The sequence below is a fragment of the Microbacterium croceum genome (assembly GCF_023091245.1).
Classification (GTDB): domain Bacteria; phylum Actinomycetota; class Actinomycetes; order Actinomycetales; family Microbacteriaceae; genus Microbacterium; species Microbacterium croceum.
The window spans coordinates 558185-575810 of record NZ_JAHWXN010000002.1 but is presented as its reverse complement, the minus strand read 5'-3'; the positions used below and the strand labels follow the sequence as shown (position 1 = coordinate 575810).

The window sequence follows — 17626 nt, the reverse complement described above, 5'->3', positions numbered from 1 at the left end:
CTCAGACCGCCTTGCGTAGCGTGTAGCCGCGGGGGGTGACCACGAAACCGGCATCCTGCAGGGCCAGGGCGAGTTCGGTGCCGTACACGCCCTCCCCGTTGACCTTCTCGACCGTGAGCGTGTCGAGGCGCCGACTGCGGGCCGTCGCGGCGAGGTCGGTGGCGGCGGCGCGCAGCACCTCGCCGTCGTCGCTGAACGACAGCACGGTGCGTCCGCCCCGCTCGAGGTAGAGCACGAGCGATCCGTCGACCAGCACGACGAGCCCACCAGCCTTGCGGCCGGGACGATGCGACACCTCGTCGAGCTTGGGCCAGCCGAGCGCGGCGCCATAGGGATTCGCGGGGTCGGTGGCCGCCAGGGTCACCGCCGTGCGGGGAGCGGGGTCGGCGAGCCCGGCGAATGTGCGCAGACGGTCGACCGTGGCCGACGCCGCGAACTGCGCAGCGCCCAGCTTCTCGATCACGTAGCCGCGGCGGCAGTGGCCGGCTTCCTCGAAGCCCGCGAGCACCCGGTAGGCCTGCGCGAAACCTCCCGGCACGCCCTCCGCCTGCACGGCGCCGCGGGTGACGACGCCATAGCGATCGAGCAGCAGCCCTGCCGTGACCGTGGCGCGCCGCGCCGCGTCGGTCTCGACGGTGGGCAGCAACGACCAGCGGCCGCCGATCGAGGGGGGCCGCGGGGCCGTGCGCGTCAGCGACATGCCGCGGTACGTGCGGGCACGAGGCGCCTTGCGGGTCACACGATGCGCCTGGGAGCCCCCGGCGAGCAGCGAGCGGATCGGCGCGAAGGTGTCGTTCGTGACATGCCCCGACCAGGTCAGCGACCACAGCGCCTCCAGCACGGACTGCTCGTTCTCGGCCGCCGCCATCTCCTTCAGCGGGGCGGCGAAGTACGCGCCTCCCGCCTGCAGCGCCGTGAGCAGCCGCGCCTCGAGCGAGTCGGCGGCGATCTCGGCGTCGGGCTCGGGGAGCGTGAAGGGGGCGAGGTCCGCAGGGTGCAGCGACACCCAGCCGTCACGTCCGGGCAGTGTGCCGTGCCCTGACCAGATGACCTCGCCCGCTGCCGTGAGCTCGTCGAGCATCGCGGGGGAGTAGTCGCGCACCCGCGAGGGGAGCACGAGCGACTCCCACGCGCTGGCCGGGATCGGCACGCCGGCGAACTGCTCGATCACGCTGATCACGCCGTCGAGCCCTTCGAGCGGACGGCTCAGATGCTGCCAATCGGGCAGGAAGCGTGCATAGGCCTCAGGCGAGACCGGCTCCACGCTGCCTCGGATCGCGGCGAGCGACCGCATGCGCAGCCGCCGCAGCACCTCGGTGTCGCACCACTCGATGTCGTTCCCTGAGCCCGACGAAGGGTCGGGAAGGAAGTACCCGCTCGTCAGGCGCCCGGCGGCCTCGAGTCGTTGCAGGGTGTGCCGGGCCACCGCTGCCCCGATGCCGAAACGGGTGGCGACGGCATCCGTGGTGAAGGGGCCGTGGGTGCGGGCGTGCCGGGCGACCAGGTCGCCCAGCGGGTCGGAGAGCGGTTCGAGGAACGCGACGGGGATGCCGGTGGGGAGCGCGGCGCCGAGCGCATCACGCAGCCGCCCGGCATCCTCGATCGCCGCGATGCGGGTCGTGCCCGCGATCGTGACCGGGATCGCCCGGCGGGCGCTGATCAGGGCGTCCAGGTGCGCGGCGGCGTCGTCGATGCGGACGGCATCGGCATCGGTCTCGTTCTCGGGGGCGAGTCGGGCGGCGACCTCGACCGCGTCGAGCGGCCCGAGCATGCGCAGGAGGTCCGCGACTCCTTCCAGACCGCGCGCCCGGCGTTCGGGGTCGAGACGCTGGGCCTCGCGCTCGAACTGCGCGATCACCTCGGGGTCGAGAAGCTCACGCAGCTCGACGGTGCCCAGCAGTTCGCCGAGCAGTGCGGGGTCGACCGAGAGCGCCGCCGCCCGCCGCTCGGCCAACGGAGAGTCGCCTTCGTACATGAAGGCGCCGACGTAGCCGAACAGCAGATCGCGCGCATAGGGGGAGGGCTGGGCGGGCTGGGTCTCGACCAGGCGCACCCGACGGTCGGCGATCGAGGTCGCGAGGCGCCGCAGGGAGGGGAGGTCGTAGACGTCCTGCAGCACCTCGCGCAGCGTCTCCAGGATCACCGGGAAGGTGGGGTGCCGACGCGCGACTTCGAGCAGCTGCGCCGAGCGCTGCCGCTGCTGCCACAGCGGGGAGCGCCGGTTCGGGTTGGTGCGCGGCATGAGCAGCGCGCGGGCGGCGCACTCGCGGAAGCGAGAGGCGAACAGTGCGGAGCCGCCGACCTCCTCGGTGACGAGGTGCTCGAGCTCATCCGGGTCGAACACGAACAGCTCCGCGCCGGGGGGCTCGGCTTCGGCATCCGGAATGCGCACGATGATGCCGTCGTCGCTCGCGACTGCCGATCCCTCGACGCCGAGGCGCTCGCGCACCCGGGCGTTGATCGCCAGCGCCCAGGGCGCGTGCACCTTCATGCCGTAGGGGGAATGCAGGATCACGCGCCAGTCGCCGACCTCGTCCCGCCCGCGCTCGACCGTCAGAGTCCGGTCGGTGGGGAGCGTACCCGTGGCCTCGCGCTGCTCGGTGAGGTGGGCCAGGAGGTTCGCGCGGGCCTGCTCGTCGAGCCCCGCTTCGATCAGGCGTTGAGCGGCCTTCTCCGGGGCGGCCGTCGAGACCTCACGGGAGAACTTTCCGAGCGCCTCGCCGAGCTCGAACGGGCGGCCGATGCCGTCGCCGTGCCAGAACGGCACCTTGCCCGGCTGTCCGTATGCGGGGATCACGTTGACGCGGTCGTGCGTGATCTCGGCGATCCGCCAGCTCGTGGTGCCGAGCGTGAACACGTCGCCCACACGCGACTCGTAGACCATCTCCTCGTCGAGCTCGCCCACCCTGGCGCCGGTCGTCTCGCCCGCTACGAAGACGCCGAAGAGACCGCGATCGGGGATGGTGCCACCGCTCGTCACGGCGATGCGCTGGGCGCCGGGGCGGCCGGTGAGCGTTCCGGCGTCGCGGTCCCACACCAGCCGGGGGCGGAGCTCGGCGAACTCGTCGGAGGGGAAGCGACCGGCCAGCAGGTCGAGTGTCGCCTCGTACGCCGAGCGCGGCAGCGACTGGAAGGGCGCGGAACGGCGCACCGTCTCGAACCACTCCTCGACGCTGATCGCCCCGAGAGCACTGGCGGCCACCGTCTGCTGAGCGAGGATGTCGAGCGGATTGCGCGGCACCTGGATCGCCTCGATCTTGCCCGCCAGCATCCGCTCGGTGACGATCGCGGTGTGCAGCACATCGCCGCGATGCTTGGGGAACAGCGCGGCGCGGCTGATCTCGCCGACCTGGTGACCGGCGCGCCCGACGCGCTGCAGCCCCGATGCGGCCGACGGCGGGGCCTCGACCTGGATCACGAGGTCGACCGCTCCCATGTCGATGCCGAGCTCGAGGCTGCTGGTCGCCACCACGCACCGCAGCGCACCCGACTTGAGCTCCTCCTCGACGAGGGCGCGCTGCTCCTTCGACACCGAGCCGTGGTGGGCCTTCGCCAGCACGGGGTCGGCACCGGCCGTCGCGCCCGCCTGCGCCATCATCTGCGCGGGCACGGTGGTCTCGGGGAGCGGGGCCCCGATGCGCTCGGAGTAGATCTCGTTCAGGCGGCCGGTCAGTCGTTCGGCCAGACGCCGGGAGTTCGAGAAGACGATGGTCGAGTTGTTCTGCAGGATGCGGTCGACGATCGCCTCCTCGACATGCGGCCACACCGAGCCGGTGACCTCGGTGTACTCCGCATCGACGCCGGGCGCTTCGGGTGGGGCGCCGGGTGGCGGCGGAGGATTGGTCATGTCGTCCATCGGCACGACCACCGAGAGCTCGAACGTCTTGGATGCCGGCGGCGCCACGATCTCGACCGGCGCCGACCCGCCGAGGAACCGGGCGACCTCGTCGATGGGGCGCACCGTCGCCGACAGCCCGATGCGCTGAGCCGCCGTGAACTCGCTGGGCTCCTGACCCTCTCGAAGGGCGTGCGAACGCCGCAGCGCATCGAGGCGCTCCAGGCTCACAGCCAGGTGGGCGCCGCGCTTGGTGGCGGCCACCGCGTGCACCTCGTCGATGATGACGGTGTGCACGCCGCGCAGGGTCTCACCCGCGCGGCTGGTGAGCATCAGGTACAGCGACTCCGGCGTCGTGATCAGGATGTCGGGCGGATCGGAGACCAGCTTGCGCCGATCGCTCGACGTCGTGTCGCCCGAGCGCACCCCCACCGTGACGGCAGGAGCAGGAATGCCGAGGCGACGCGCGGACTGCCCGATGCCGATCAGGGGGGAGCGCAGGTTGCGCTCGACGTCGACCCCCAGTGCTTTCAGCGGCGAGATGTAGAGGATGCGCGTGCGGGGCTCGCCCTTCGCCGGCGCCGGGATCCCGGCCTCCGTCGCACGGGTGCGCTCTCGGAACACGCTGTCGATCGCCCACAGGAACGCCGAGAGCGTCTTGCCGGATCCGGTCGGAGCGACCACGAGGGCGTGCTTGCCGGCTGAGATCGCCGTCCACGCTCCGTCCTGCGCGGGCGTGGGCGCGGGAAACGCCCCCCGGAACCAGTCCTGAGTGGCGGGGGTGAAGCGGTCGAGCACGTCGCTCATCCCTCCATCATCACGCCTGCCACCGACATCCGGCGCGCTGCGGATCACTTCCGGCGGATGCCAGGGAAGGTCCAGGAGCCGTCCCGCACCTCGGGGCGCGGGCGATACAACCGCACCAGGTAGTTCCAGCCCTCCGTGATCGGCAGCGCGTTGGGCGCCGACGGATCGCCGCCGAAGCGCACCGTGATCGTGCCGTCGTCGTCGCGCTGGCCTGTGATGTTGTTCACGCTGTAGGCGCCGGACGGGTTCTCCTCGAAGTAGCCGTCGGCGTTGTACAGCGAGATCGACCAGAAGCCGTCGACCGGGACGTCTCCGATCGTCAGCGTGTACTCGCCGACCGGCAGCTCCGGGTTGACGTTGATGTAGAACGCCTCGGTCTCCGGCAGGCCGCCCCATCCGGCGGCCGCGCCGAGCAGGTGTCGGATCGGGTCGACGTCCTCCTTCCTGCCGAAGGCGCGGTCGAAACCGCCCAGTCCCTTCGCGAGCTCGAGGATCGCGCCGCGCGTCGCCGCGAAGGAGACCTCGTCATACGGGGCAGGGGTGAACTGCCCGCCCGCGACAGAGGAGAGCGCGAGCTGATCCTGCAGCGCGTTCACTGCCGCGACATCCGCCGGATCCTCCGGGTCGACCAGCACCCGCGCGGCCGCGAGCACGAAGTCGCTGCCGAGCGCGTCGGCGGTGAGGTCGTACGTGCCGCCGGAGTGCAGCACCAGGTTGATGTAGTGGTCCTCGTTCACGAACATGACCGAGATGTAGCGCTCACCGGCATCCGGGATCGTGATGGTCGCGCCCTGGGACACATCGATGATGGTGGCGCTGTAGAGCGTGTCGCGATTCATGCGGATGACGGTCTGCTGGTCGATCGGCGTCGGGGTCCGGTAGTGGTTCCAGATGTTCGATCCGCCGGCCGCGGCGGCGATGCCGGCGAACATGCGGGAGCTCTCGACGCGGACGAAGTTCTCGAATGTGACGTGGACGGAGGAGTCGACCATGGGCTGCCCTTCTTCGGAGATACGCCCATCCTGGAGCATCCGCACTGGCGCGCGCATCCCCGAGCGAGGAAGATCTCGATCACGAAGACTCGCAGGTCTCCTTCTCGGTACGAAGGCACCGTGCGGGACGCGGCGCGAACGAAAGGCACATCGCACGATGACGAATCTCACGATCGGGAGTGCCTTCGGCGACCCCGAGATCCCTGTGCAGCTCGACGCCCGACGGTTCAACCGGCACACCTTCTGGTGCGGTCAGAGCGGCAGCGGCAAGACCTATGCGCTGGGCGTGGTGCTGGAGCAGCTCCTGCTGAAGACGGAGCTGCCGCTGCTCATCCTCGACCCGAACGGCGACTACACCCGGCTGCGCGAGACACGTCCATCGGCACAGGGCGACGATGCATCGACGATCTCTGAGCGGGACATCCGCGTGTTCCGCTCCGGGCCTTCCGGCGGCGAGCCTCTGCACGTGCGCTACACCGAGCTCTCGGTGGCGTCGAAGGCGGCGGTGCTCCAGCTGGATCCCATCGCGGATGCCGATGAGTACAACGTGCTGCTGCACGCCGGGGTGGACGCTCAGGACTTCGATGCGGAGCACCTGCTCGGACGCCTGCGCGCATCGGGCGACCCGGGCGAGGCGCGGTTGGCGAACCGCATGGAGAACCTGCAGGTGCTGGACTGGGACCTGTGGTCGCGAGGTGCGTCGACCGTGCTCGAGACCATCGACGAACGTCCTCATGCCACCGTCCTCGATCTGGGCGGGTTCGCGCATCCGGTCGAACCGAAGGTCGCTGCCCTCGCGGTGCTCGAGCACCTCTGGGCGCGCCGTGAGGAGCGCCGTCCCGTGCTGATCGTCATCGACGAGGCCCACAACATCTGCTCGCCGAACCCGCAGACCGCTGTCGAGCGCGCTCTCACCGCGCAGCTCGTGCAGATCGCCGCGGAGGGCCGGAAGTTCGGCCTCTGGCTGCTCCTGTCGACCCAGCGCCCGACCAAGATCCACCCGAACGTGCTCTCGCAGTGCGACAACCTCGCCCTGATGCGGGTGAACGCGCCGCGCGACCTCGCGGAGATCGCCGACGTGTTCGGGTTCGCGTCGGATGAAGCCATCCGTCGCTCCTCCGGTTTCGCGCAGGGGCAGGCGCTGTTCGCCGGCGGGTTCATCTCCGAGCCGACGTTCGTGCAGATGGGGGCCCGGATCACGGAAGAGGCCGGAGCCGATGTGAAGGTCCCCCTGCGCCCTGTCGTGTGACACAGGAGGACCGTCACGGGCGTCATCAGCTCGCGTCCACCTCCTGCAGCGCGCCGTCGGCGTCGATCTCCAGCCGCAGATCCAGGTCGAGCCGTGCGAGGAACGCGTCGTCGTGGCTCACGACCAGCACTGCTCCGCGATAGGCACGCAGCGCCTCCACGAGCTGGTCGACCGTGTCGAGGTCGAGGTTGTTGGTCGGTTCGTCGAGCACCACGAGATGCGGTGCCGGATCGGCGAGCAGCAGTGTCGCCAGCGCCACCCGGAACCGCTCTCCTCCCGACAGCGAGGCGAGCGGTCGATCGGCCGTCGCACCGCGGATGAGGAAGCGGGCGAGCCGGTTGCGCAGCTCCTTCTCCGGCACGTGCGGTGCCGCCGCGGCGATGTTCTCGAACACCGAGCGGCCTTCCTCGAGCCCGTCCACGCGCTGTGGCAGGTAGCCGACCAGGGCAGTATGTGCCTGTGCCTGCAGAGGCGGCCGTTCGCAGCTCAGGACATCCGCGTCGGTGTCGCCCGAATCAGGCGTCTCGAGGCTCGGAGGCTCCGTTTCTCCTGAGTTGCGGACGACCGCGTCGCCGGACACTGCACCGGCACTCGCCACCAGACGCTCCAGCAGCGTGGTCTTGCCGGCGCCGTTGCGCCCGACCAGCGCCACCCGCTCCGGCCCCTGGACCACCCACGACCGCGCGCCGTCGCCGATCGTCGCGATGCGTCGGGCGCGCGACACCTCCGGATCCGGCAGCTCGATGTTCATCGACGCATCGGAGCGGATGCGGCGTCCCGCCTCGTCGTGCGCGGCGCGCGCGGCCTCCTCCTTCGCCCCGACCTCCGTGCGCAGCTTGCCGGCCGACACCTCCGCGGCCATCTTTCGACCATGCGCCACGATCTTCGGCACGCGCTTCTCCCGCTCGGCCTTCTTCGCCGTGCGTGCCCGATGCGCGAGCTTGGTCTCGGCCTCGATGCGCTGCCGCTTCTCCTTGCGCACGGACTGCGCCGCCTCGCGTTCGGCCTGCTTCGCGGCATCCTGTTCGGCGTCCAGCCAGGCGCGCCACTGCGAATACGGGCCGCCGAACACGCTCAGGGTGTGCGCGTACAGCTCGGCGGTGTCGTCCATCAGCTCCAGCAGGGACACGTCGTGGCTCACCACGATCAGGGTGCCCTTCCACGCCGCGACCATGGCGGCGAGCTTCGCGCGCGCGTCGCGGTCGAGGTTGTTGGTCGGCTCGTCGAGCAGGGTGATGGGTGCGCGGCGCAGGCGGATGCCGGCGATCGCCACCAGCACCGCTTCGCCCCCCGAGAGCTCGCCGACCCGCCGATCGAGGAAGTCCGGAGCGAGGCCGGCCTCGGCCAGCGACGCCTCGGCGCGCGCCTCGATGTCCCAGTCGTCGCCGACGGTGTCGAAGTGCGTGGCGTCGACGTCGCCCGCGGCGATGGCACGCACCGCATCGAGCGCCGGAGCGACGCCGAGGAGCTCGGACACCCGACGTTCGACGTCGAGCGTGAGTCGCTGCGGGAGATACGCGACGTCTCCGGCGCTGCTGATGGTGCCGGACGTGGGCGTCAGCTCGCCGGCCATCAGCCGGAGAAGCGTGGATTTGCCGGAGCCGTTGCGGCCGACGAGGCCGGTGCGGCCGACGCCGAAGGAGCCGGACACCTGGTCCAGCGCGGTCGAGCCGTCAGGCCAGGTGAAGGTGAGCCGGTCCAGAGTGACCGAGGCATGAAGGGTGGGGGTGGACATGGAGTCTCCTGTCGAGTGCGAGGGTGCACTGACACCGGAGCACCGGCGGGGTCGTCGAGAATCGACGCCCCCGAAGGGCGGTGCGGGCCGTGTGAGTCGGCGATCGTCGGGTCAGCGCGCGGAAAGAGAGGCGCGGAGGCGACGGATCAGATCAAAGGACTTCCAGACACGGCGGACAGGACTCCCCGACGATACCCGGGCGTGTCGCGTTTCGCAACACTCGGGCGTGTCGTGCGGCCCTGCGGCGATCGACGTCGACGTCAGGGGGCGATGTCGTCGATCCACTTCTCCAGGAACAGCCGCACGTCGACGAGCTCCTCCTCGGAGATGCTGTGGGTGAGGCCGATGTAGACGCGACCGGACAGCTCGGAGTGCTCGGGCAGCCACTGCGCGGTGTGATCGATCAGCGCAGGGGGGATCACATCGTCGTGCGAGCCGCGTCCCCAGAACACCGGCGGACGGAGCTCCTTCAGGGTGTCGTCGAGGGGCAGCTCGCCCGGTGTGGCGTAGCCGCTGAGGGCTGCCACGGCGCCGAACCGCTCCGGTGCCAGTCGCAGGGCCTGCAGCGCGACGGCTGCACCTTGGGAGAAACCGAGCAGGGCCACGGAGGAGGCCTCCGCTCCTGCGGTGTCGAGCCACCGGAGGAAGGCGTCGGCTGCGGCCGTGACGGCAACTGCGCTGCGGCCGTCGAGGCCCTCGATCGGGTACCAGGAGCGGCCGGGCATGGGCCACGGCGGTGAGAGCGGCGCGGCGACGGATGCGGCGACGATGCCCTCCGGCAGGTGGGGGACGAGCCCGAACAGGTCGTGCTCGTCGGCGCCGTAGCCGTGCAGCAGCACCACCAGCGGCATCCCGGCGCGGTCGGGCGTCGACCAGCGTGTCGCGGTGTCGTCGATCGTCAGGTTCTCGCTCACTCCTTCATCCTGCCAGGGGCCGCCGACGTGCACGCTGTGTCGGCGGAGAGGAACGGCTGGTAGAAAGGACGCATGGCCGTTCGCACACCTGATCCCGATCCTGAGCCCGATGACGGCCTGGGCGGTTTCGGCGACGGGCAGCAGCCCTCCCGAGGCGCCAACCCCGGCTGGCTGAGCGAGTTCGAACTCGCGGAGGCGCGTCGGCACCTGCCGATGCTCTATGTCGAGGCGATCCCGGTGCGCACCGACGGCTCCGGTCAGGTGACCGAGATCGGCATCCTGCTGCGGTCCACGCCGATGGGCGAGATGACACGGACCATCGTCTCCGGTCGAGTGCGCTTCGGCGAGACCATCCGCGATGCGCTCTTCCGCCACGTCGAGAACGACCTCGGGCCCATGGCGTTCCCGCTGCTGCCGCCGCAGCCGCTCCCGTTCACGGTGGCCGAGTACTTCCCCATCCCCGGCGTCAGCGCCTATCACGACGACCGTCAGCACGCGGTGTCGCTCGCCTTCGTCGTGCCCGTCACCGGCACGTGCGAGCCGCGTCAGGATGCCCTCGAGGTCACCTGGTTCTCGCCGGAGGCCGCAGGCTCCGACGCGGTTGCCGCCGAGATGGAGGGCGGCCGCGGCACGCTCATCCGTCAGGCCCTCGCGAACCTCGGCCTGCTGCGCTGAACTCGCCGCGCCTGATCGCGCCGAGCCTGGTCCCGCCGAGCCTGGTCCCGCCGAGCGCACGGGATGCTGCCGAGCGCACGACCTGCTGACGCGCGCACGCCGTTCACTCGGCACCAAGCCGTGCATTCGTAGCTGCGTCGCACGTGCGGCGGGCATATGTCCAGGGAATGTGGCGCCCGTGCCGGTTCCCGTGTATGTATGACGGAGGGGATCTGCTCAGACCGCCCTTCCATGCGGTCGCCCGGCCGCGTCCTGCTCGAGAGGATGCCCTCATGGTGTTCCCCGCTCTTTCCCGGTCCGCGCGTTCCACCGCCGCTGCCATCGCCGCGGCGCTCCTGGCGTCGATGCTGGTCGTCGCCGCCGCTCCGGCCTCGGCATCCGTCGTGCCGACGACCACCGTCGTCGACCCCGCGCACGCCGGTTTCGCCGACCGTCTGCCCGTCGCGCTCTCCGAGGCTGCCGCTCTCGCCGCGGAATCGCCGATCGATGCGACAGAGGGGAGCGCCGACGTCACGGGAACCGTCGCTTTTCCCGCGGCCACCGATCTGACAATGGGGCGTACGTTCGTGGTCGCGTATGCGCCGAACTCCGACACTTCGTCGCCTCTCGCCGCCGCCGCGGTCGCTGCGGACGGGAGTTACGTCCTGCGGGCGCCCGTCGGTCAGCTCGTGCTGGCTGTGCTCTCCGAAGGGCGCGCGGTGTTCGACATCGGTGGCCCGTCCGGTGGTGGGTTCGGCCCCGACGACGTTCGGACGCTGGACGTCGAGGGTCTCGAGTACAGCCCGACGCTCGAACAGTCCGCGCTGATCACCGGGAAAGTGACGGTCCCTGCGAGCGTCAGCACCGCAGGGCAGAAGGTCGCAGCTGTCGTCTACCCCTCCGCCGGCACCGCGGAGTTCGCCACCGCAGCGAACTACGTCACGGATACCGGCGCGTACGCCGTCGGCGGTCTGCCCGCCGGTGACTACCGTCTGGCCTTCGTCTCGGCAGCGGCCGGAGCGGCATCCGAATGGTGGAACGACGCGCCCAGCTTCGCCAAGGCGCGATCGATCGCGCTGGGGGCTGTCCAGGTCGCGACCGCCGACATCACGCTCGCGACGCTCGGCATCCTCGACACCGCGATCCCCAAGATCAGCGGAACGACCACCGTCGGCCAGACGCTCACGGCCGCGCCCGGGGCATGGACCTCGGGGGCGACGCTCACCTACCAGTGGTACGCCAACGGAGCCGCCATCGCGAAGGCGACCGCCGCGTCGCTGAAGCTTCCCGCCGCCGTCGCCGGCAAGAGGATCACGGTCAAGGTCACGGGGAAGAAGACCGCATTCGCCACCAAGACCGAGACATCTGTAGCCACCGCCGCTGTGCTGCGTCCGCTCGCCGCCCCGGTCCCGGCCATCACGGGGACCACGACGGTCGGTCAGACCCTCAAGGTGAAGCCGGGTGCCTGGACGGCCGGAACGAAGTTGACCTACCAGTGGTACCTCAACGGCGTCGCGGTTGCGAAGGCCACCGCCGCTTCGTTCAGGCTCCCCTCCTCCGCGACCCTGAAGACGGTCACCGTGGTCGTCAAGGGCACCAAGGCCGGATACGCGACCGCGTCGAAGCGGTCCAAGGCCACGGCCGCGGTGAAGGGCATCCTGAAGACGTCGACCCCGCAGATCAAGGGATCGACCATCGTCGGCTCGAAGCTGTCTGTCTCTGCCGGTACCTGGACCAGCGGCACGAAGCTCACCTACCAGTGGTATGCGAACGGCAAGGCGATCAGCCGGGCGACGGGATCGTCGCTGGCCGTGACCGCAGCGCTGGTGAAGAAGAGGATCACGGTCAAGGTGACCGGCACCAAGAGCGGCTACGTGACGGCAGCCAAGACCTCCGCGAAGAGCGGGGTCGTGAGCTACCCCGCTCGCACGAAGCCTGTGTCGGCGTGGAACTGCCCGGCCTGGGCGCCGATCAAGGGGAATGCGAACTCCGGGATCTATCACGTGCCGTCAGGCCAGTACTACTCGCGTACCAAGCCCGAGGTGTGCTTCTCGTCGGAGGCTGCAGCCGTCAAGGCGGGCTACCGCAAGTCGAAGCGCTGAGCCGCGGCGCGTGCATCCGCGGGCATCCGCGTGCATCCGCGTGCATCCGCCGAGTGCACGGGATGCTGGCGAGTGCACGGGATGCTGACGAGTGCACGGGATGCTGGCGAGTGCACGGGATGCTGACGCAGCCAAGGCGTGCGCTCGGCACCAAGCCGTGCACTCGGTGGCCGCGCGCCCGTGCCCGTGTCCGCGCGCGCGTCTGCGCCTGCGGCTCAGGAGGCCGTGAGGCGTGACAGCTCGGCGACGAACGCGTCGACGTCGGACTCGTGCGTGTCGAAGCTGCACATCCAGCGCACCTCGTTGCGCGCGGCATCCCAGTCGTAGAAGCGGAAGGACTCGCGCAGCGCATCGGCGACCCCGTCCGGGACCGTGGCGAAGACGCCGTTGGACTGCGTCGGCTGCGTGAACGAGACGCCGTTGATGGAGCCTGCCGCGATGCCGTCCTCGATCTCGCGGCGCAGACGGGCGGCCATGGCGTTCGCGTGACGGGCGTTGCGCAGCCACAGATCGCCCTCGAGCAGTGCGATCAGCTGCGCCGAGACGAAGCGCATCTTCGACGACAGCTGCATGTTGAACTTGCGGGAGTATACGAGTCCCTCGGATGCCGCGGGGTTCAGCACCACGACCGCCTCGCCCAGCATGGCGCCGTTCTTGGTGCCGCCGAAGCTCAACACGTCGACGCCGGCGTCGCGGGTGAACGCGCGCAGCGGCAGGTCGAGCGCGGCGGCCGCGTTCGACAGGCGGGCGCCGTCGAGGTGCAGCTTCATGCCGCGCTCGTGGGCGTGGTCGGCGATCGTGCGGATCTCCTCCGCGGTGTACAAGGTACCCAGCTCGGTCGACTGCGTGATCGAGACGACCAGCGGCTGTGCGCGGTGCTCGTCGCCCCAGCCCCAGGCCTCGCGGTCGATCAGCTCCGGGGTGAGCTTGCCGTCGTCGGTCGGGACCGTCAGCAGCTTGAAGCCGCCGATCTTCTCGGGGGCCCCGCCCTCGTCGACGTTGATGTGCGCCGTGGATGCCGCGATCACGGCACCCCAGCGCGGCAGCATGGACTGGAGCCCGGTGACGTTCGCTCCGGTCCCGTTGAACACGGGGAACGCCTCGACACCGTCGCCGAACTGCTCCTGGAAGACTTCCTGCAGCCGCGCCGTGTAGACGTCGCTGCCGTATGCGCCCTGGTGCCCGTCGTTGGCCTCCGCGATGGCCGCGAGGACCTCGGGGTGGATGCCGGAATAGTTGTCGCTGGCGAAGCCCCGGATCGCGGGGTCATGCTGGATGGTCACCGATACAGCCTACGGCCCCGGCTCGCCGCGGCCGGCGGACGGGCGCCCGATTCCCCCTGGCCGGGGGTGCGGGGTCGTCGAGCTGCCGACGGGTTCGTCGAGCTGCCGACGGATCACGGACGAACGGACGGATCACGGACCGATCGACGGGAGAACCTCCGCCGATCGTCCTGATCTCCGTGGATCGTCGGCCCCGATCCGTCGGTGAACCGTCGACTCGGGAGAAGGTCCGGGGGAGGGGTTCCGGATGTCGGAGGGGCGCTCTACCCTCGGAACATGCAGCGCACCGCAGCGAAGACCGCCTTCGCCAATGTCCTCGTCAACACGTTGATCGCCAACGTCACGACGAGCTTCCTGTGGTTCGCGCTCACGTTCTGGGTGTACATCGAGACGAAGTCCGTGCTGGCCACCGGGATCATCGGCGGAGCGTACATGCTCCTGGTCGCGTTCTTCGCGATGCTCTTCGGTACGATCGTCGATCGGCACCGCAAACACACGGTCATGCTGCTCTCGAGCGTCATCTCGGCGATGGCGTTCCTGCTCGCGGGAGTGCTGTACGTCTCGCAGCCCGAGAGCGCGCTGCTCGACCTCGGCGGCCCGTGGTTCTGGCTGTTCTCGGCCGTCATCCTCTTCGGCGGCGTGATCGAGCAGCTGCGCAACATCGCCCTCTCGACCACGGTCACACTGCTCGTCGACGAGGAGAAGCGCGCGAACGCCAACGGCCTCGTCGGCACCGTGCAGGGTCTTGCCTTCCTGGTGACGAGTGTCTTCTCGGGGCTCTCGATCGGGTTCCTCGGCATGGGGTGGACCCTCGCGATCGCGATCGCCGCCATGGTGCTGACCTTCGCGCACCTGCTGTTCATCCGCATCCCGGAGGGCGCTCCCGAGGTCGACCCCGAGGCCAAGAGCGCCTTGGACTTCCGTGGGAGTGTGCGGGCGATCCGGCTCGCGCCCGGACTGTTCGCGCTGATCATCTTCTCGACCTTTAACAACCTCATCGGCGGCGTCTACATGGCGCTCATGGATCCGTACGGACTCACCCTGTTCAACGCCCAGCTGTGGGGTTTCGCGCTGGCGTTCGCCTCGACCGGGTTCCTGATCGGCGGGCTGGTGGTCGCGAAGTTCGGTCTCGGCGCGAAGCCGATGCGCACCATGCTGCTGGTCGTGATCGCGATGGGGCTCCTGGGCTCGGTGTTCATGCTGCGCGAGTGGTGGCCGCTGTATGTGCTGGGCATGTGGGTCTACATGGCGCTGGTGCCTCCGGTGGAGGCGGCGGAGCAGACCGTGATCCAGAAGGTCGTGCCGTTCGAGCGTCAGGGGCGCGTGTTCGGTGTCGCCGCCGCGATGGAGGCGGCCGCGGCCCCGATCACCGCTTTCCTGATCGCCCCGATCGCCGAGTTCCTGATCATCCCGTACATGAAGACGGCGGAAGGACAGCAGCAGTGGGGATGGCTCCTCGGCGAGGGCGAGGCCCGTGGCATCGCGCTGATCTGCCTGTTCGCCGGTCTGATCATGGTGGTGGTCGGCACGCTCGCGTTCTTCACGAAGTCCTACCGTCAGCTCACCGAGCTGTACGCGAACGCGCCGGATCCTGCCCCCGAGCGGGACGACGAGACAGATGCCGGGAGCGACGAGAGCGCCGTGCCGGATGCCGTGTCGCCGGCGAGGGAATCGCGGGAGGGCGTCAGGAGGGTGGATGCTCCGCCGATCGTTCCGGGGATGCCCCCGGACGCGTGGTGACGACCGAGTGCCGACCGAGCGTCAGCCCAGGTCGATCACGCGGTCGTTGAGGTCTGCGGCATCCGTATCCCACAACGCGACGACCCGCGCCGCGAGGCTCTGCGGGTCGAGGGTCTTCGCCCGGAACACGACGGATGCTGCGCGCAGCGGCTCTCCCGCTTCGCGGGCTGCCTTGGCGAAGCCCTGTGCGACGGCGCGGGTCCAGGCCTCGCTCGCGGCTTTGACCGCGGCGTAGTTCGCGCCCCCAGCGAGGGGTCGGGCGACGGCGGTGGATGACACGATCGCGAAGCGTCCGGCATCCGACGCCTCCAGCGCCGCGTCGAAGGCGCGACTGGTCGCGCGCACCGCCTCGAGCGCGGGGAGCAGAGCGGCGAAGTCCTCGTCGCTCTGCCCGGCGAGCCCGCCGCCACCGCGCCACCCGCCTACCAGCGGCACGACGGCATCCACGTGGCCGACACGGGCAGCCAGGTCCGTCATGTCGGCGAGGGAGGTCGCATCAGCGACTTCGACCTGTGCACCGGCATCCGCGAGGTCCCGCAACCGCTCGGCCGAGCGGCCGGTCGTGATGACCTGTGCGCCGGAGGCTCGCAGCGCACGCGTCACCTCGAGCCCGGCCGCGCTCGTCGCGCCAGCGAGCAGAACCGTGCGTCCGGAGATGTCCTGGTGGTCAGTCATGTCTCTCACTTTCGCGGATGGAAGACACTTCTGCGGCCAGAACCGGCGGGATGATCCGCAGAAAGTGGTTCCGGCCGCAGAAGCAGTGCGCCCCCAGCGCTGCATTCACACGCGCCTCGGGCGCGTGACGGTCAGTCGTCGGTGCCGCGGATGCCGACCGTCGACTCGATGACGGGCTTCATCTTCTTGTCGAGGGTCTCGAAGAACATCGACAGCGGGAACTCGTCGTCCATCACGGCATCCGTGTAGCCCTTCGGCGCACCGGCGAGGATCTCGTCGGACAAGCCGCGCGCCCACTGCGACGCCGGATGCGGCGTGAGCGTGCCGCGGACGAGCTCGTAGGCGGCGAGCCAATGCGCGACCTTCGGGCGGTCGATCGAGTGCCAGTACAGGTCGTCGATCGCGTCGCCCAGTGCCACCACGGCATCCGGCACGTTCTCCCAGTCGAAGGCGAGCGCGGTGTCGGTCCAGTGCAGCACGCCGCGCTGGTGCAGCCACGCGAACAGCAGCTGACCGCCGACCGCGTCGTAGTTGCGCGTGCGGGTGCCGGTGATCGAGAAGCGGAAGATGCGGTCGAAGATCACCGCGTACTGCACCAGATGCGCGTAGTCGTGCATCTCCTGCTCGGTCTCGGTGAGCACTTCGCCGGCCGCGATACGGGCGGCGAGGGCACGCTCGATCTTCACCGACTCGCGGAACGCGGTCATGTCGCAACGCATCTCCTCCAGCGAGTACAGGAAGAACGGCATCCGCTGCTTGATCATGAACGGGTCGAACGGCAGGTCGCCGCGCATGTGGGTGCGGTCGTGGATGATGTCCCACATCACGAAGGTCTTCTCGGCCACCTGCTGGTCGTCGAGCATCGCGGCTGCGCGCTCCGGCAGGTCGAGGTTGGTGATCTCGGCCGCGGCGCGGGTGACCCGGCGGTACCGGGCAGCCTCGCGGTCCTGGAAGATCGCGCCCCACGTGAACGACGGGATCTCGCGCATCGCGACGGTCTCGGGGAAGAGCACGGCGGAGTTGGTGTCGTATCCGGGCGTGAAGTCCACGAGACGCAGCGAGACGAACAGCTTGTTTCCGTAGTCGCCCGCTTCGAGCGCCGCGATGAACTCCGGCCAGATCGTCTCGACGATCAGGGCCTCGACCAGGCGGTCGCTCGAGCCGTTCTGCGTGTACATCGGGAACACGACCAGGTGACGGATGCCGTCGACGCGGTGCTGCTGCGGCTGGAAGGCCATGAGCGAGTCGAGGAAGTCCGGCACGCCGAAGTCCCCGGACGCCCAGCGGTCGAAGTCGACGATCGAGGCGGCCAGGTACTCCGCGTCGTGCGGGAAGGCGGGCGCGAGAGCGCGGATCGCTGCGGTGATGGCACGCACGAGGTCACGCGCGGTGGCGTGGTGCGCGGCATCCGGGATGGAGCCGTCCTTGATCTGGAACTCGCGGATCGCGATCGCGGCGTCCTTGAGCTGGGCCCAGGCGCTCGACTGCTCGGCCAGAGAGGCATCCTCGACGACCTCGGGTTCGCCGACGATGGCCTGTGCAGCAGAGCTGTGGGCGGAAATGATGGACATCGAAACCTCCGATCATGCGGCATGCCGGAAATTTTCCGGTCATAACGGGATACTGACGATAATCTTACA

General features: G+C 69.8%; 11 protein-coding genes. 4 read left to right on the top strand and 7 right to left on the bottom strand.

Features of this window, described 5'->3' with window-relative positions:
• Nucleotide 1: 1 nt before the first annotated feature.
• Both KZC51_RS16875 and KZC51_RS16870 read right to left on the bottom strand, forming a co-directional pair.
• Nucleotides 2–4642: an ATP-dependent helicase gene (locus KZC51_RS16875; RefSeq protein ID WP_247631162.1), complete on the bottom strand. Its 4641-nt coding sequence runs from the start codon at nt 4640–4642 to the stop codon at nt 2–4.
• A gap of 44 nt (nt 4643–4686) precedes the next feature.
• Nucleotides 4687–5634 carry a DUF1214 domain-containing protein gene (locus KZC51_RS16870; RefSeq protein ID WP_247631161.1) on the bottom strand — a complete coding sequence of 316 codons (948 nt, stop codon included), beginning with the start codon at nt 5632–5634 and terminating at the stop codon, nt 4687–4689.
• A 157-nt stretch (nt 5635–5791) separates the two neighbouring features.
• Between KZC51_RS16870 and KZC51_RS16865 the strand changes: the two genes are divergently transcribed.
• On the top strand, nt 5792–6883 hold the full coding sequence (locus KZC51_RS16865) for an ATP-binding protein (RefSeq protein ID WP_247631160.1): 1092 nt from the start codon (nt 5792–5794) through the stop codon (nt 6881–6883).
• 25 nt (nt 6884–6908) lie between these two features.
• On the opposite strand, the gene KZC51_RS16860 is transcribed toward KZC51_RS16865, so the two are convergent.
• Both KZC51_RS16860 and KZC51_RS16855 read right to left on the bottom strand, forming a co-directional pair.
• Complete coding sequence (locus tag KZC51_RS16860; protein WP_247631159.1) at nt 6909–8618, bottom strand: ABC-F family ATP-binding cassette domain-containing protein; 1710 nt, start codon at nt 8616–8618, stop codon at nt 6909–6911.
• A gap of 260 nt (nt 8619–8878) precedes the next feature.
• Complete coding sequence (locus KZC51_RS16855) at nt 8879–9532, bottom strand: alpha/beta hydrolase (RefSeq protein ID WP_247631158.1); 654 nt, start codon at nt 9530–9532, stop codon at nt 8879–8881.
• A gap of 72 nt (nt 9533–9604) precedes the next feature.
• Between KZC51_RS16855 and KZC51_RS16850 the strand changes: the two genes are divergently transcribed.
• Together KZC51_RS16850 and KZC51_RS16845 are read left to right on the top strand one after the other, a co-directional pair.
• Nucleotides 9605–10207, top strand: coding sequence for an NUDIX hydrolase family protein (locus KZC51_RS16850; RefSeq protein WP_247631157.1), 603 nt, complete (start codon nt 9605–9607; stop codon nt 10205–10207).
• A 272-nt stretch (nt 10208–10479) separates the two neighbouring features.
• Nucleotides 10480–12288 carry a sunset domain-containing protein gene (locus KZC51_RS16845; protein ID WP_247631156.1) on the top strand — a complete coding sequence of 603 codons (1809 nt, stop codon included), beginning with the start codon at nt 10480–10482 and terminating at the stop codon, nt 12286–12288.
• Between the two features lie 215 nt (nt 12289–12503).
• Here the strand turns inward: KZC51_RS16845 and KZC51_RS16840 are convergent, their stop codons facing one another.
• Complete coding sequence (locus KZC51_RS16840) at nt 12504–13571, bottom strand: threonine aldolase family protein (RefSeq protein WP_247631155.1); 1068 nt, start codon at nt 13569–13571, stop codon at nt 12504–12506.
• A 276-nt stretch (nt 13572–13847) separates the two neighbouring features.
• Between KZC51_RS16840 and KZC51_RS16835 the strand changes: the two genes are divergently transcribed.
• Nucleotides 13848–15311 (top strand): MFS transporter, encoded by a 1464-nt coding sequence (locus KZC51_RS16835; RefSeq protein WP_247631154.1) that lies wholly within the window; start codon nt 13848–13850, stop codon nt 15309–15311.
• A 21-nt stretch (nt 15312–15332) separates the two neighbouring features.
• Here KZC51_RS16835 and KZC51_RS16830 read toward each other — a convergent pair whose 3' ends face one another.
• Together KZC51_RS16830 and KZC51_RS16825 are read right to left on the bottom strand one after the other, a co-directional pair.
• Entirely contained in the window at nt 15333–15986 is a 654-nt protein-coding gene (locus KZC51_RS16830) for an SDR family NAD(P)-dependent oxidoreductase (protein WP_247631153.1), read from the bottom strand.
• A gap of 131 nt (nt 15987–16117) precedes the next feature.
• Nucleotides 16118–17557, bottom strand: a complete 1440-nt coding sequence (locus KZC51_RS16825; RefSeq protein ID WP_247631152.1) for a DUF6421 family protein — start codon at nt 17555–17557, stop codon at nt 16118–16120.
• Nucleotides 17558–17626 lie beyond the last annotated feature (69 nt).